Source organism: Arthrobacter sp. zg-Y750 (genome assembly GCF_020907365.1).
Taxonomy (GTDB): domain Bacteria; phylum Actinomycetota; class Actinomycetes; order Actinomycetales; family Micrococcaceae; genus Arthrobacter_B.
Genome location: NZ_JAJJOC010000016.1, coordinates 135,457 through 148,915, shown reverse-complemented (window position 1 = coordinate 148,915; position 13,459 = coordinate 135,457). Strand labels below are relative to the sequence as shown.

Genomic DNA, 13,459 nt, shown 5'->3' with positions numbered 1-13,459 from the left:
CGACGGCGCCGGCTGCCTTTTCATCCGACACCACCTGAGGGGCATTATGAGGACACCGAAACTGCCGTTCTCCGGGCGGTCCCGCAGGAACATCAGGGTGCGGCGCAGGACGGCGGCCGCCGCGGGCATGGCCGTGTTCCTGGTTGCCTGTTCGGGCACCACACCGGAGCACCGGCCCGCCCCATCCGCCCCAACGCCAGCCGCCCCCAGCTCGGCAGCGCCACCCCCGGCCCCGTCCTCGACGCCGGCGCCGTCCTCCACCCCCGACCCGAACGTGGCGGCCCTCCCGGTGCCCTCCGGCTGGCTGGCCGGCAGAAGCGGCGACGCCGGCCGCCTGGTGCTGCTGGGTGACTCCTTCGCTGCGGGTGAAGGCGCCGGAGATTATCGGCCGGCTGTTCCGGGCTACCGCGATTCCTGCCACCGCAGCCTGCACCCGGTGGGAACGGACCTGTTTGCGCCCGAGAACATTACAAATATCGCCTGTTCCCGTGCCACCACCGGCCACCTTGAAGAGCTGCAGCAACTGGTGACCGGCGATTCCGGCCGGGACGCCGAATCTGTGCCCGCCCAGCTCGCACAGCTCCAGGCCGCAGACCCCACGCTTGTACTGCTTTCAGTAGGCGGCAATGACCTGGACTTCGCCGGCCTCCTGCAGGCGTGCCTGCTCGAGGCGCAGTCCTGCAGCGAGAACCCGCAGCTGCGGGAGGACGCGACAGAGCAGCTCGCGGGCCTGCAGCCGGCCCTGGCCGAGGCCTATGCCCGCACGGCGGCCGCCGTCACCGTACCGGTGCTGGTGCTCCCGTATCCGCAGCTGTTCGACGCTCCGCAGGACGGCTGCGGACGCTTGGACCCCGGCGAACAGGCCTTCGCCCGCCAGCTGATCACCGACCTGAACGCGACCATCCGCTCCGCCGTGGTTGCTTCCCCTGCCGCCAACATCTTCTACGTGGATGAGGTGGAGGGCGCCCTGACCGGACACGGCGCCTGCAGTCGGGACCCCTATGTCCATTCCGCCAACGTTTCCGGCCTGCTGGAGGCAGCCGGCTCACGGGCCGCGGACCAGGAGCTGCTGCATCCCACCCGGGACGGTTACCGGGCCATGACCCGTGAGCTGATCCGCTGGGCGGATCAGAACCCGGCACCGGGAACCCAGTGAGCCGTGTCATATCGGACGGGCATGCTGGGTAATACTGGACCGGGACAGCCTGCAAGGACGCGGGCGGGGAACGAAAGGACGTGCCGCCGTGACAAACCGCCCGCCAGGCGCTGCAGCGCTGGACGGATTTTCGACGCTGCTGGTCACCGAGGGAGATGACCGGATCCACGTCCGGCTGAACCGGCCCGAGGTCCGCAATGCCATCGACCAGCTCATGGTGGATGAACTCCACGCAGTATGCGCCGAGCTTGAACGCCGGCCGCGCACGCTGATCCTCTCCGGCACCGAGGTGTCGGGGAAGGGAGTCTTTGCCTCCGGAGCCGACATTGCCCAGCTGCGCGAACGGCGCCGCGACGACGCGCTGGCAGGCATCAACTCCGGGATCTTCGCCCGCCTTGCCGCCTTGCCGCTGCCCGTGATTGCCGCGCTGGACGGGTACGCGCTGGGCGGAGGAGCTGAACTGGCCTATGCTGCCGATTTCCGGCTGGGCACTCCGCGGCTGAAGATCGGCCAGCCGGAAGCAGGCTTGGGCATCATGGCCGCCGCCGGTGCCACCTGGCGGTTGAAGGAACTGGTGGGGGAACCGTTGGCGAAGGAAATGCTGCTGGCAGGCCGGATCCTGGACGCTGATGAAGCACTCGCCGCACGGCTGGTTACCGCACTGCACGAACCGGCCGAGCTGCTGCCGGCCGCCCACGCGCTCGCAGACCGGATCGGTGCCGCGGATCCGCTGGCCCTCCGCCTGACCAAAAGCGCGTTTTCCGCTCCGCGGGAGGCCCACCCGCTGATCGACAACCTGGCCCAGGGCATCTTGTTTGAGTCCGCCGCCAAGTTTGAACGCATGCAGGCGTTCCTGGACCGCAAGGAGACCGGCCGTGACCGATGAAAACGAGAACACCGCCGTCGTTCCGGACCGGGTGGGTGTACTGGGCGGCGGACGGATGGGCGCCGGCATAGCCCATGCCTTCCTGCTCGCGGGAGCGGAGGTGGTGGTGGTGGAACGCGACAGGGACGCCGCCGACGCCGCCCGCGCCCGTGTCACCGGGTCCCTCGCCAAAAGCGTGGAACGAGGCGATACCGATGAAAGCGCCGACGAGCTGGCCGAACGTGCCGTGTTTGCCGTGGACTATGCCGAGTTTGCCCGCTGCGGGCTGGTGGTGGAAGCGGTGCCGGAGGACTTCGCGCTAAAGGCTGCCGCGCTGCGGGCTGTGGAGGAACAGCTCGACGACGGCGCCTGGCTGGCCACCAACACCTCCTCCCTGTCCGTGGACAAGCTGGCCGCCGAACTGTCCCGCCCCGAACGCTTCTGCGGCCTGCACTTCTTCAACCCGGTGCCTGCTTCCAAGCTGGTGGAACTGGTCCTGGGGGCCGCCACCTCCGACGTACTGGCCCGCACCGCCCGGGACTGGATCAGCGCCCTGGACAAAACCGCCGTCGTGGTCCATGACGCCCCCGGCTTCGCCTCCTCCCGCCTGGGTGTTGCGATTGCCCTGGAAGCCATGCGCATGGTGGAGGAAGGCGTGGCCTCCGCCGAGGACATCGACGCTGCCATGACGCTGGGCTACCGGCACCCCACCGGACCGCTGCACACCACGGACCTGGTGGGGCTGGATGTGCGGCTTGGCATTGCCGAGTACCTGCACTCCACGCTGGGGGACCGGTTCGCCCCGCCGCAGATCCTGCGCGACAAGGTGGCCCGCGGCGAGCTGGGCCGCAAGACCGGGCAGGGGTTCTTCAGCTACGAATAGCCCTTGGGCCGCACGGGTGAATGCTAGAGCTCGGCGACGGCGAGGATCGGCAGCGTAGGTGCTTCCGAGCCGCCCGCCGGTTCCACGGTCATGGCCACTGCCCCGGCAGCGGACACATCGCCGTCGAGCCAGATCCGGACATCACCGCCGGTGAAGCGCACATTGGGGATGGGTGTATCGTCCTCAAGCAGCCACAGCTGGTATTCCTCGCCCTCGCCCGCATCCGGCAGGCCGCCGGCCACGAATAACGCCGCGTCCTGGTCCTGCGAGATGACCAGTGTGGCCGGCGAACCGTTCACGTCCAGCCGGTGGGTCGTGACATCGGGTGCGGACAACAAAGAATTCTCACGGATCTGTTCGGCTGCTGCGGACTGCTCCTGCTGCCGTTGCTCCCACTGGACGCCCAGTCCCCAACCGCCCAGGGCAATGCCCGGAATCAGGACGGCGGCTGCCGCCGCGGCCAGCAGGGAACGACGGCGGCTCCGTCGCCGCTCGTCCAGGGAAGCGACCTCGGCCATCTGCCCCGGCTTGGTGCCGTGGATGGCCGCGAGCACCGAACTGCGCAGCTCCGCAGGAGGCTCTTCCTGTGTTTGGGCTGCCAGATAGGCGCCGACCTCGGCGTACTCCGCCACCTCGGCCCGGCACTGCGGGCACTTTGCCAGGTGCTGCTCGAAGCCGACGCGTTCCTGCGGCTCAAGGGCGTCCACGGCATACAGCGGCGCCAGCTCATGGAGGGTGCCGGCGCCAACATGGCGGTCTGAGCTGTTCACCGTTCTCCCCCCAGCACTGATTTGAGACTCTTCAACCCGTCACGGATCCGGGCTTTGGCCGTGCCCAGTGGAATGCCGAGGTGCTCGGCCACCTGACGGTGCGTGCATCCCTGATAGTAGGCCAATGCCACCGCCTCGCGCTGGAGGGGGCTGAGGGTATCCAGCCCGTCGCGGACCTGGTGGGCGTCCATACTCTGTTCCACTTCCTGCCAGGTTTGGTCAGCTGGCGGTTCGGTCCGCTCTTCTTCATAGGTTTGTTCCCGCTCACGCTCACGGACCAACTGGCGGATCCGGTCCACGGCCCGGCGGTGGGCGAGGGTGCACAACCAAGCCGGTACCGAGCCCAGCGCCGAATCGAACCGCTCCGACTGCTGCCAGGCCATCAGATAAACCTCCTGGACAACTTCAGCGGCGATCTCCGGGGACCTGACCACGCGTAACGCCAAGCCGTAGACCTTCGAGGAGGTGGCGTCATAGAGCGCCGCGAAGCTCGCTTCATCTCCGTTTCCGCTGCGCCGCACCAGGTCCGCGAGGTCCGGCCCGTGGTTTTCGCCGCCGTCGGGGGACGTATCCGCGGAAGCCGGTTGACCGGGATCCCTCCGGTCTATGCGCGGGTCATTCATTCGCTTCCACGGATTGTCCCTTCGACTACCCCGCCCCAACCGCGGTGCGGTGGCGGGCGTTCCCGCCGAGAAGATTGTCACATCACCACTCCGCGGCGCCACCCGCACCGGGATCCACGTCCGCTGTCCGGCCCATGTGCGCCGTTTATCCGCTGTCTGTCCATATGTACTGTTCGCCGCCGGACGCCGAACGGACGGGTCCGGCGGGAACGGGCGGTCCGGGAAGCTTCTGCAGGTTTTTCTTCCCGCGACCCATCCGCTCGCGGCTCGGCTCCGAACCTGTGCTGTTACACACACCCGACCTCACGAAGGACACGATCATGAATAAGAAGATGCGTCTGCTTGCTGTTCCTACCCTGGCCCTGGGTGCCGTGGCGCTGTCCACCGGTCCGGCGATGGCCCACGGCGAGGACTCCTGGTCCAGCCAGGCCACACTGAACACGATGAACAATTCCGGCACCACGGGACAAGCCATGGTGGAGGTCCACGGAACCGAAGCCCAGGTCACCGTCAACGTGTCCGGTGCTGCCGAGACCTTTATGGACGGACCCTTCCCGCATGCCCAGCACATCCACATCGCGGCCCAGGGTGTTTGCCCCGGCCCGGATGCCGATACAGACGGCGACGGCGTGGTGAACACCACCGAAGGCCACCCGTTCTACGGACACATCGGGACCTCACTGACTACTGAGGGGGACAGCAGCCCCGATTCCGCGCTGGCTGTGGAACGCTTCCCGGGCGGATCGTCCTACACCTACGAGCGGACCCTGGAACTGAGCCCGGAGACGGCCGCTTCGCTCAAGGACGGCAGTGCGGTGGTTGTGGTGCACGGTGTGGACCCGTCACGGATGCCTGAGGCCGCGGCCGCGAAGATGTCCGACCTGGACCCGTCCCTGCCCGCAGCGGCAACCCTGCCCGCCGCCTGCGGCACGCTGATCGGCTCGCAGATGGCCGACATGCCCGCCGGCGGTGCTGATACCGGAGTGGAGAGTGACAACGGTGCTGCCGGCACCGCCGTCGCCGGCGCCGGATTTGGCTTCCTGGCGCTGGCCGGCACAGCGGTGGCTGTCCTCCGCCGCCGCGCGCGCGCCTAGCGGATGCCATGAAGGTATCTGCACACGGCCGCCGCGTGCTGACCGGCGCGGCGGCCGCCCTCCTCCTGCTGGGCGGCTGTGCGGGAAACACCATGCCGGAGGGCAGTAGTCCGGCTGCGTCCACGGCGTCCACGGCCCTTCCGGCACCGGCTGCTGAATCCGCTGCGCCGGTGGCCCCGCCCACTGCGACGGCGGCCCCGCCCGCTGCGCAGCCTGCGGCTGCCGCCCCTGTTTCCTTGTCCATTCCGGCCATCGGAACAAACTCGCAGCTGCTGCCATTGGGGCTGCGCGATGACGGCACACTTGAGGTTCCCCCGGAACCACCGGGCTCACCGGCGGGTTGGTACACAGGCTCGCCGGCGCCCGGCGACCGCGGCCCGGCAGTCCTGCTGGGACATGTCAATGCCACCGGCGGCGGCCCGGGCGTCTTTGCCGGCCTGCGCGACCTCCGCCCGGGGGACCGCATCAACGTTGCCCGCGAGGACGGTTCCACGGCGGTTTTCACCGTGGACCGCGGAGAGCAGTACGGGAAGGCCGACTTTCCGACCCTGGAGGTGTACGGCAACACCGAGGCGGCGGAGCTGAGGCTGATCACCTGCGACGGATTTGACGCAGCCAGCGGCGAATTCGACGACAACTACGTGGTGTACGCGACGCTGGTGCCCTGAGCGCGGCATCCCGGGCGTCCGCTAGGACGTCAAAGCGCCGGCGATGACACAGCCTGCAGGAAGGTTTCCGTTATGGCGGCGTGGTCCAGGGCAGTGGCCACCGAGATCACGGGCGCCGGGGCCAGGAGCCCGTGCACCGTGTCCTCACCGGCAATCACGCGGCGGTCCACCAGGGTCTGTCCCCGGCTGTGCCCGGCCAGTTCCACCCGGACCGGATAGTCCTGCAGCACCACGGTCCCGGGTGCGGCGATTAGGCAGGCTGCCCCGGCGTCGCCCATGGTCACCGGCGGCAGCCCGCCGTCGTCGGCCTGCGCCAGCGTTTGTGCCGCCGCCGGAACCGCCGCCGGTGCCGCCGCCGGTGCCGCCGCCTGCACCGCCGCCTGCACCGCCGCGCGCGCCCCGGAGGCGAGCAGCGTCCCCACCAGCCGTGCACCCGGATCGCCGGACCCCTCCAAGGCCAGGTACTGCTGCGCGTCCACGGTGGCGAGGGTAAAAACGTCCAGCCCATACATGGTCACGGGCAGGCCGGAATCCAGCACCACGGCCAGTGCCTCCGGGTCCTGCCAGGCGTTGAACTCGGCATGCGACGTGGCGTTGCCGATCCCGGCCGACCCGCCCATAAACACAATCCGGGCCAGCTTCCGTGCCGTGCGCGGATAGGCACGCAGGAACACGGCAATGTTGGTCAGCGGTCCGATGCCCAGCAGCGTCACGGGTTCGGGGGAGTCCTCGATGGTGCGGTGCAGCAGCTCGACGGCGGCCAGCGGCGAGGGAGCCGCCGGACTGGCCGGCAGGGTCAGCCCGCCCAATCCGTTGGCTCCATGGAAGGCGTGCGCATTGCGCGGTTCGTTGATCAGCGGCCGTTCGGCTCCGCGGGCCACCGGGATGTCCGGCCTCCCGGCCACCGCCAGCACATCGAGGGTGTTGCGCAGCACCTGGTCGACGTCGGTGTTCCCGGAAACGCAGGTGACGGCCCGCAGGTCGATTCGCGGGCTGCGGGCCAGGAACATCAGGGCCAGGGCATCGTCCACACCGGTGTCGACGTCGGCAATGACGGGAACCGGCGGCTGCGGCCGTGACGTGGGAGGGGAAGGAGGAGAGGAAGGCACACGCCGGCTTTCGTTTGATCTGCTGCCCGCGGGCAGGGAAGGTATCTAGAGAATAGGACACTTCGGGCAGGGACAAGGGATGGCCATGACGGACACCAACGGGGCCCTGCGCGTTGCCGTGCTGGGCGGCGGCATTCTGGGTGTTTCGACGGCGGTGCAGATGCTGCGCGGCGGGGCCGCGGTGGTGCTCGTGACCGAGGCAGGCATTGCCAGCGGCGCGTCCGGCCGGTCACTGGCCTGGCTGAACTCCGCGGGCCCAAAGTCTGAGGCCTACCACCGGCTGCGGCTGGCCGGCCTTGACCGCTACCGCACGCTGCTGGCGCAGAACCCGGGGATCGGCTGGCTGGGTTTCGGCGGCGGACTGTACTGGGCGTCAGCCGCCGATGAGGCGGACACGCGGGAGCGGCACGACACCGAGGTGGCGCACGGCTACGACTCCCGGCTGCTGCCGCAGGACACCGCGGTGAACGTGCTGCCGGGCATCGACCCCGCGGTGGCCCCGGAAGCCGTCACCGGTCCGGTGGTGCACAACCCGGGCGAAGGCTGGGTGAGCCTGCCGCACCTGGTGCAGCACCTGATGCAGGAGTTCACCGCCCGCGGCGGTGAACTGGTAGCCGGGGCCGGGAAGGCCGCCGTCGTCCTGGCCGACGGGCGGGCAGCAGGACTGAGGCTGGCGGACGGACGCGGGATTGCCGCTGATGCGGTGCTGGTGGCGGCCGGTGCCGATACTCCTGCCGTGGTGCGGCCGCTGGGGGTGGACCTTCCGGATGCCTCGGACCTGGCCCTGCTGGTCATCACCGAGCCGGTGGAAACATCTCTGGCCACCGTGCTGAACACGCCGCGCGTCTCGGTGCGTCCGCATCCGGGCAACCGGCTGGCGATGGATTCCTCCTGGTACCTGGACCGGATCACGCGGAACGCGGACGGCAGCTACGCCATTGATCCGGCCGTGGTGCAGGAGCTGATTGGAGAGGCGTCCAAGGTGCTGGCCGGGCAGCCGGAGCTGCGCGCGGCGGAGCATCTGGCCGGCCGCAAACCGATTCCCGGCGACGGCGAGCCGGTGCTGGGGGAACTTCCCACCGTGCCCGGTTGTTTTGTGGCCTTTACCCACTCCGGTGCAACGCTGGGCCTGATTGCCGGCGAGCTGCTGGCCGGTGAAATCCTCACTGGCCGCCGGCATCCGCTGCTGGCCGGGTTCCGGGCGGAACGCTTCAGCTAGCCTCGACGTCGGAGAGCGCGGCGGCGCCGTTCGCCGGGTCCGCCGACGGCGCGGCCAACAGCGGTGCGAACACCAGTTCGGCGGCACCCACCAGCAGCAGCTCCGAGCGCAGGGCCGCTCGGCGCAGCTGCACCCGCCCGCCCAGGCCGGCGATGGCGTCGCCGGCCACGGAGCCCTGCAGCCGCTCCGGGTTGCAGGCAAACAGCGTGCCCAGGAAACCGCCGAGCACTATGGTCTCCGGGTTGAAGATGTTCACGAAGTTGGTCAGCGCCACGGCGAGGTGGTCCAGCTGCCGGTCCGCTTCGGCCCGGACCGCGGCGGAACGGGGTTCGGCCATGGCGGCATCCAAAGTGTCCTGGTCCGCGCGTTCCAGACCCAGTGCCGCCAGCAGGCGGGGCAGGTTCACTTCCGTTTCCAGGCAGCCGCGCCGGCCGCAGTGGCACAGTGCCCCGTTGCTGCGGACCATGGTGTGGCCCAGTTCGCCGGCGTATCCGTCGGCTCCGCGCAGGGGTTCGCCGGCCGCGATGATGCCGCCGCCGATGCCGCTGGCGCTGCCGTTGAGGTACACGGCGTTACCGGCGTCGACGGCGGCGCCGAATAGGCTTTCGGCCACGGAGGCCAGCGTGGCGTCGTTGCCGGCGATGACCGGCAGGCCGAGTGCCTCCGCCAGCGGTGCGGCCAGCGGTTCGTTCCGCCAGCCCAGGTGCGGAGCCAGCAGTACCAGGCCGTCGGTGGTGCGGGTGAGCCCGGGAACGGCTACGCCCACCCCCACAATCCGGTCCAGGGTTTCCAGCTCGCCGGCCATTGCGGCAAGGGCGGCACGGGTGAGCTCCACGGTGTCCGGGACGCCGGGAGCGGCGGGGGTTTCGCAGCGGATTCGCCGGTGCACGCGCCCGCCCAGGCCCACCAACCCCACGGTGACGGCGTCGACATCGGGATGGACCGCCACAGCTGCCACCTGCTCATTGGGGTGCACCAGGGGGCTGGGCCGCCCCACCCGTCCGGCGGGCGGATTGGTTTCATACGCCAAACCCATGGCGGCCAGTTCCCCGGCCAGGGCGCCCACGGTGGAGCGGTTGAAACCGGTCCGGCGGGTCAGCTCGGCCCGGGACAGCGGTCCGTGCCGGTGCAGCAGGGTCAGCACCCGGGACAGGTTAGTTGCCCGCAGGCTGTCGGTCCCGCCTCCGGCCGGTGCCGGCTGCACACTGCCCGTGGTCTTGCTGTTCCTGCCGGCCATGCCGCCGATCCCCCTGCCCGTGAAACTGCCCGTGAAGCTGCCCGTGTACCAGCCTGCCAGCCCCTGCTTGGGCCCGGCTGCCGGTTTCAGCGTACCCGCTGAAACCGTTGACACCCCCGCTTCGCCGGAATATGTTGTGGCTACCAACTAATTCTTGCGACCTGGAGCTAACGTGACAATGACGCCATCGCCTTCTGACCGTTTTACCTTCGGCCTGTGGACCATCGGCTGGACCGGAACGGACCCCTTCGGCACTCCCACCCGCGCCAACCTGGATCCTGTCGAAGGCATGCATAAGCTCGCCGAACTGGGCGCCTACGGGGTGACCTTCCACGACAATGACCTGGTGCCGTTCGATGCCTCAGCGCAGGAACGGGACCTAATCCTGAAGAACTTCACCAACGCCCTGGCCGAAACCGGCCTGAAGGCGCCCATGGTGACCACCAACCTGTTCACCCATCCGGTCTTCAAGGACGGCGGCTTCACCTCCAATGACCGGTCCGTGCGCCGCTTCGCGCTGCGCAAGGTGCTGCGCAACATTGACCTGGCCGCCGAACTCGGTGCGGAGACCTTCGTGATGTGGGGCGGCCGGGAAGGCAGCGAATACGACGGGTCCAAGGACTTCGCCGCGGCGTTTGAGCGGATGAAGGAAGGCGTGGACACGGTAGCTGGCTACGTGAAGGAAAAGGGCTACGGCCTGCGCCTGGCCATTGAGCCCAAACCCAACGAACCGCGCGGCGACATTTTCCTGCCGACCATCGGCCACGCGCTGGCGTTCATTGCCCAGCTGGAGAACGGCGACATTGTTGGCCTGAACCCGGAGACGGGGCACGAGCAGATGGCCGGGCTGAACTTCACCCACGGCATCGCCCAGGCCCTGTGGTCCGGCAAGCTGTTCCACATTGACCTCAACGGGCAGAAGTCCATCAAGTTCGACCAGGACCTGGTCTTCGGCCACGGCGACCTCACCAGCGCCTTCTTCACCGTGGACCTGCTGGAAAACGGTTTCCCCAACGGCGGCCCGCGCTACGAGGGCCCGCGCCACTTCGACTACAAGCCCTCCCGCACCGAGGGCTACACCGGAGTCTGGGAATCAGCCAAGGCCAATATGGACATGTACCTGCTGCTCAAGGAACGCGCCACCGCTTTCCGGGCCGCCCCCGAGGTGCAGGAAGCCCTGCAGTACGCCGGGATCGGCGAACTGGCGCAGCCCACGCTGGCCGCCGGGGAAACCGTCACGGACCTGCTGCAGGATGCCTCCGCTTTCGAGGACTTCGACGCTGCTGCGGCCGCGGAGCGCGACTTCGGGTTCGTGAAGCTGAACCAGCTGGCACTGGAACACCTGATGGGTGCCCGCTAGGCTCTCGGACCTAACCGGAATCACACGCGGAAAAGTACTTCCATCCGTGCTGCCGCCGGCCCTTTGGGGGGAGCCGGCGGCAGCACCTGTTGAAAGGCCGGGCATGCCCCTCGTCGCCGGAGTCGACAGCTCCACCCAGTCCTGCAAGGTAGTCATCCGCGATGCGCAGAGCGGGGCCCTGCTGCGCGAGGGCACTGCACGCCATCCCGCCGGCACCGAGGTGGATCCCGAAGCATGGTGGACCGCTCTGCAGGAGGCGCTTGCCGCTGCCGGGGGTCTGGTGGACGTGGCCGCGGTGTCCGTGGGCGGGCAGCAGCACGGCATGGTCTGCCTGGACGAGACCGGGGCCGTGGTCCGCCCGGCCCTGCTCTGGAACGACGTCCGTTCTGCGGGAGCGGCTGAACAAATGGTGGCCGACGCCGGCCCGGACGGCGCGCGCTACTGGGCGGACAGCACCGGATCGGTTCCTGTGGCCGCCTTTACCGCCGCGAAACTGCGCTGGCTGGCGGAGAACGAACCGGACAACGCCGCCCGCACCGCCGCGGTGTGCCTGCCGCACGACTGGCTGAGCTGGCGGCTGGCCGGATACGGGCCGGGCAGCGGCGCCGAGGCCCTGGCCGCCCTCACCACCGACCGGTCCGACGCCTCAGGCACCGGTTACTGGTCCCCGGCGAACGGCGAGTACCTGCCCGAGGTCCTGAAGCAGGTCCTGGGCCATGTGCCGCTGCTGCCACGCCTGCTCGGGCCGCTGGAAGCTGCCGGGCGCACGCCGTCCGGAGCCCTGATCGGGCCCGGCGCGGGGGATAACGCGGCCGCCGGGCTGGGCGTTGCCGCCGGGGTGGGGGACGTAGTGGTCTCCATCGGCACTTCCGGTACTGTGTTTGCCGTCGCCGACGCGCCGACGTCGGACGCCACCGGCCTGGTGGCAGGATTCGCCGACGCCACCGGGCACTACCTGCCGCTGGCCTGCACGCTGAACGCCTCCCGGGTCCTCGACGCCACCGCGGCGATGCTCGGCGTCGACTTGCATGAACTGACCCGCCTGGCGCTCTCCGCCCCGACCGGAGCGCAGGGCCTGGTGCTGGTGCCGTACTTCGAGGGCGAGCGGACACCCAACCTGCCGGATGCAACCGGTTCCCTGCACGGGGTGACGCTGGCCAATTTCACCCCCGCGAACCTGGCCCGCGCCGCAGTCGAGGGCATTGCCTGTTCGCTGGCGGACGGGTTCGCCGCGCTGAAGGACACCGGCGTGGACGCGCAGCGGGTGATCCTGGTGGGCGGCGCCGCCCGGTCCGAGGCGGTGCAGCAGTCCATCGCCGCGGTGTTTGGCCTGCCCGTCACCGTGCCCCGGCCGGGGGAATACGTGGCCGACGGCGCCGCGCGGCAGGCGGCCGCTGTCCTCACCGGGGACTGGCCGGCCTGGAACGACGGCACGTCCACCGTGGTGACGGCCGATCCGGCACCGGAAGTGTTGGCCCGCTACCGGCAGGCCGCTGTCACTCCTGCGCTTCCGGCCACCCGGTAGGCTCGTGCCCATGACGAACACCGGTTTCCACGGCACAGGTCCCAACGGCAGCCCCATCGAACTGGCGGCCGGTTCCTACCGCGCCACCATCTACCCGGTTGGCGCCACGCTGGCCGCGCTGACCCGGGACGGCCGGCACCTGGTGTTGCCGCTGCCCGAGGACACCGTGCCGCACGCCTACACCGGCAAGGTGCTTATGCCCTGGCCCAACCGGATTGCCGGCGGACGTTACTCCTTTGAGGGCTCCGACTACCAGGTGCCCGTCAACGAACCCGAGACCGGGATGGCCCTGCACGGGCTCGTGTGCTGGGACGAATGGCAGGTAGCCGAGGCCGCTGCCGACCGCGTGGTGCTGCGGCACCGGCTGATGGGCCAGCCGGGCTATCCCTTCACCCTGGAGCTCGAAGCGGTGTACGCGCTCGACGCCGGCGCCGGGCTGAGCGTGGAACTGGCCGCCCGCAATGCCGGGACTTCCGCTGCGCCGTACGGGGTCTCCGCCCACCCCTACCTCACCGCCGATCTGGTGCCGGTGGACCGGTGTGTGCTGGAGGTGCCTGCCGCGCAGGTGCTCGGCACCCTGGAACAGTCCGGCCGGCCCCTGGACCTGTCCGAGCTGCAGGACGTGAAAGGCACCGCGCTGGCTTTTACGGCTGCGGAACCCATCGGCGCCCGCACTGCCGACCATGCCTATGCGGGCCTGCCCGACGGCGAATGGCAGGTCCGCCTGACGGATCCCGAAACCGGCGTCGGCTCGGTTCTGTCCGCCAACGGCAAGGACGCGCCCTGGCTCCAGGTTTACTCCGGGGAGCAGATGGGCCGCCGGGGTGCGGCCGTTGAACCGATGACCTGCCCGCCGGATGCCTTCAATTCCGGGGAGGGCCTGATTGTGCTGGCTCCGGGGGAGGAGCACAGGCTGGGCTTCGGCATCGCTGCGGCCTGACCCGCGGCCC

13 protein-coding genes are annotated in these 13,459 nt (G+C 69.5%); 9 read left to right on the top strand and 4 right to left on the bottom strand.

What is annotated here, in order from left to right; genetic code table 11:
- Positions 1-46 precede the first annotated feature (46 nt).
- The 3 genes from LOC57_RS11600 to LOC57_RS11590 all read left to right on the top strand — a co-directional run bounded on the left by LOC57_RS11600 (position 47) and on the right by LOC57_RS11590 (position 2,904).
- Positions 47-1,156, top strand: coding sequence for a GDSL-type esterase/lipase family protein (locus LOC57_RS11600; RefSeq protein ID WP_229959826.1), 1,110 nt, complete (start codon positions 47-49; stop codon positions 1,154-1,156).
- An 88-nt stretch (positions 1,157-1,244) separates the two neighbouring features.
- Positions 1,245-2,042: an enoyl-CoA hydratase/isomerase family protein gene (locus tag LOC57_RS11595; protein ID WP_227913372.1), complete on the top strand. Its 798-nt coding sequence runs from the start codon at positions 1,245-1,247 to the stop codon at positions 2,040-2,042.
- On the top strand, positions 2,032-2,904 hold the full coding sequence (locus LOC57_RS11590) for a 3-hydroxyacyl-CoA dehydrogenase family protein (protein ID WP_331460664.1): 873 nt from the start codon (positions 2,032-2,034) through the stop codon (positions 2,902-2,904). Before LOC57_RS11595 ends, LOC57_RS11590 begins: the two co-directional genes overlap by 11 nt.
- 23 nt (positions 2,905-2,927) lie before the next feature.
- Here the strand turns inward: LOC57_RS11590 and LOC57_RS11585 are convergent, their stop codons facing one another.
- On the bottom strand, positions 2,928-3,674 hold the full coding sequence (locus LOC57_RS11585; protein WP_229959824.1) for an anti-sigma factor: 747 nt from the start codon (positions 3,672-3,674) through the stop codon (positions 2,928-2,930).
- Positions 3,671-4,297 carry a sigma-70 family RNA polymerase sigma factor gene (locus LOC57_RS11580; RefSeq protein WP_229959823.1) on the bottom strand — a complete coding sequence of 209 codons (627 nt, stop codon included), beginning with the start codon at positions 4,295-4,297 and terminating at the stop codon, positions 3,671-3,673. Before LOC57_RS11580 ends, LOC57_RS11585 begins: the two co-directional genes overlap by 4 nt.
- Positions 4,298-4,617: 320 nt before the next feature.
- On the opposite strand from LOC57_RS11580, the gene LOC57_RS11575 reads away from it, so the two are divergent.
- Together LOC57_RS11575 and LOC57_RS11570 are read left to right on the top strand one after the other, a co-directional pair.
- Positions 4,618-5,391 (top strand): hypothetical protein, encoded by a 774-nt coding sequence (locus tag LOC57_RS11575; RefSeq protein ID WP_229959821.1) that lies wholly within the window; start codon positions 4,618-4,620, stop codon positions 5,389-5,391.
- A gap of 8 nt (positions 5,392-5,399) precedes the next feature.
- A complete protein-coding gene (locus LOC57_RS11570) occupies positions 5,400-6,059 on the top strand; it encodes a class F sortase (protein ID WP_229959819.1) in 660 nt (219 codons plus the stop codon).
- A gap of 29 nt (positions 6,060-6,088) precedes the next feature.
- Here the strand turns inward: LOC57_RS11570 and LOC57_RS11565 are convergent, their stop codons facing one another.
- Positions 6,089-7,168 carry a nucleoside hydrolase gene (locus LOC57_RS11565; protein WP_229959817.1) on the bottom strand — a complete coding sequence of 360 codons (1,080 nt, stop codon included), beginning with the start codon at positions 7,166-7,168 and terminating at the stop codon, positions 6,089-6,091.
- Positions 7,169-7,253: 85 nt separating this feature from the next.
- Here LOC57_RS11565 and LOC57_RS11560 point away from each other — a divergent pair, with 85 nt between their 5' ends.
- Positions 7,254-8,387 (top strand): NAD(P)/FAD-dependent oxidoreductase, encoded by a 1,134-nt coding sequence (locus LOC57_RS11560; RefSeq protein WP_229959815.1) that lies wholly within the window; start codon positions 7,254-7,256, stop codon positions 8,385-8,387.
- Here LOC57_RS11560 and LOC57_RS11555 read toward each other — a convergent pair.
- Positions 8,380-9,771, bottom strand: a complete 1,392-nt coding sequence (locus tag LOC57_RS11555; protein WP_229959814.1) for an ROK family transcriptional regulator — start codon at positions 9,769-9,771, stop codon at positions 8,380-8,382. The genes LOC57_RS11560 and LOC57_RS11555 overlap by 8 nt on opposite strands.
- A 31-nt stretch (positions 9,772-9,802) precedes the next feature.
- Here LOC57_RS11555 and xylA point away from each other — a divergent pair, with 31 nt between their 5' ends.
- The 3 genes from xylA to LOC57_RS11540 all read left to right on the top strand — a co-directional run bounded on the left by xylA (position 9,803) and on the right by LOC57_RS11540 (position 13,449).
- Positions 9,803-10,984 (top strand): xylose isomerase, encoded by a 1,182-nt coding sequence (xylA, locus tag LOC57_RS11550; protein WP_231700763.1) that lies wholly within the window; start codon positions 9,803-9,805, stop codon positions 10,982-10,984.
- A 103-nt stretch (positions 10,985-11,087) separates the two neighbouring features.
- Positions 11,088-12,509 (top strand): xylulokinase, encoded by a 1,422-nt coding sequence (gene xylB / locus LOC57_RS11545; RefSeq protein WP_229959809.1) that lies wholly within the window; start codon positions 11,088-11,090, stop codon positions 12,507-12,509.
- Between the two features lie 10 nt (positions 12,510-12,519).
- Positions 12,520-13,449, top strand: coding sequence for an aldose-1-epimerase (locus tag LOC57_RS11540; protein ID WP_229959807.1), 930 nt, complete (start codon positions 12,520-12,522; stop codon positions 13,447-13,449).
- Positions 13,450-13,459 lie beyond the last annotated feature (10 nt).

Bases quoted from the DNA above. Each gene is read 5' to 3' on its own strand.
- LOC57_RS11580 (WP_229959823.1), bottom strand. From the start codon at position 4,297: ATGAATGACCCGCGCATAGACCGGAGGGATCCCGGTCAACCGGCTTCC.
- LOC57_RS11575 (WP_229959821.1), top strand. From the start codon at position 4,618: ATGAATAAGAAGATGCGTCTGCTTGCTGTTCCTACCCTGGCCCTGGGT.
- xylA (WP_231700763.1), top strand. From the start codon at position 9,803: ATGACGCCATCGCCTTCTGACCGTTTTACCTTCGGCCTGTGGACCATC.
- LOC57_RS11560 (WP_229959815.1), top strand. From the start codon at position 7,254: ATGACGGACACCAACGGGGCCCTGCGCGTTGCCGTGCTGGGCGGCGGC.
- LOC57_RS11570 (WP_229959819.1), top strand. From the start codon at position 5,400: ATGAAGGTATCTGCACACGGCCGCCGCGTGCTGACCGGCGCGGCGGCC.
- LOC57_RS11600 (WP_229959826.1), top strand. From the start codon at position 47: ATGAGGACACCGAAACTGCCGTTCTCCGGGCGGTCCCGCAGGAACATC.
- LOC57_RS11540 (WP_229959807.1), top strand. From the start codon at position 12,520: ATGACGAACACCGGTTTCCACGGCACAGGTCCCAACGGCAGCCCCATC.
- xylB (WP_229959809.1), top strand. From the start codon at position 11,088: ATGCCCCTCGTCGCCGGAGTCGACAGCTCCACCCAGTCCTGCAAGGTA.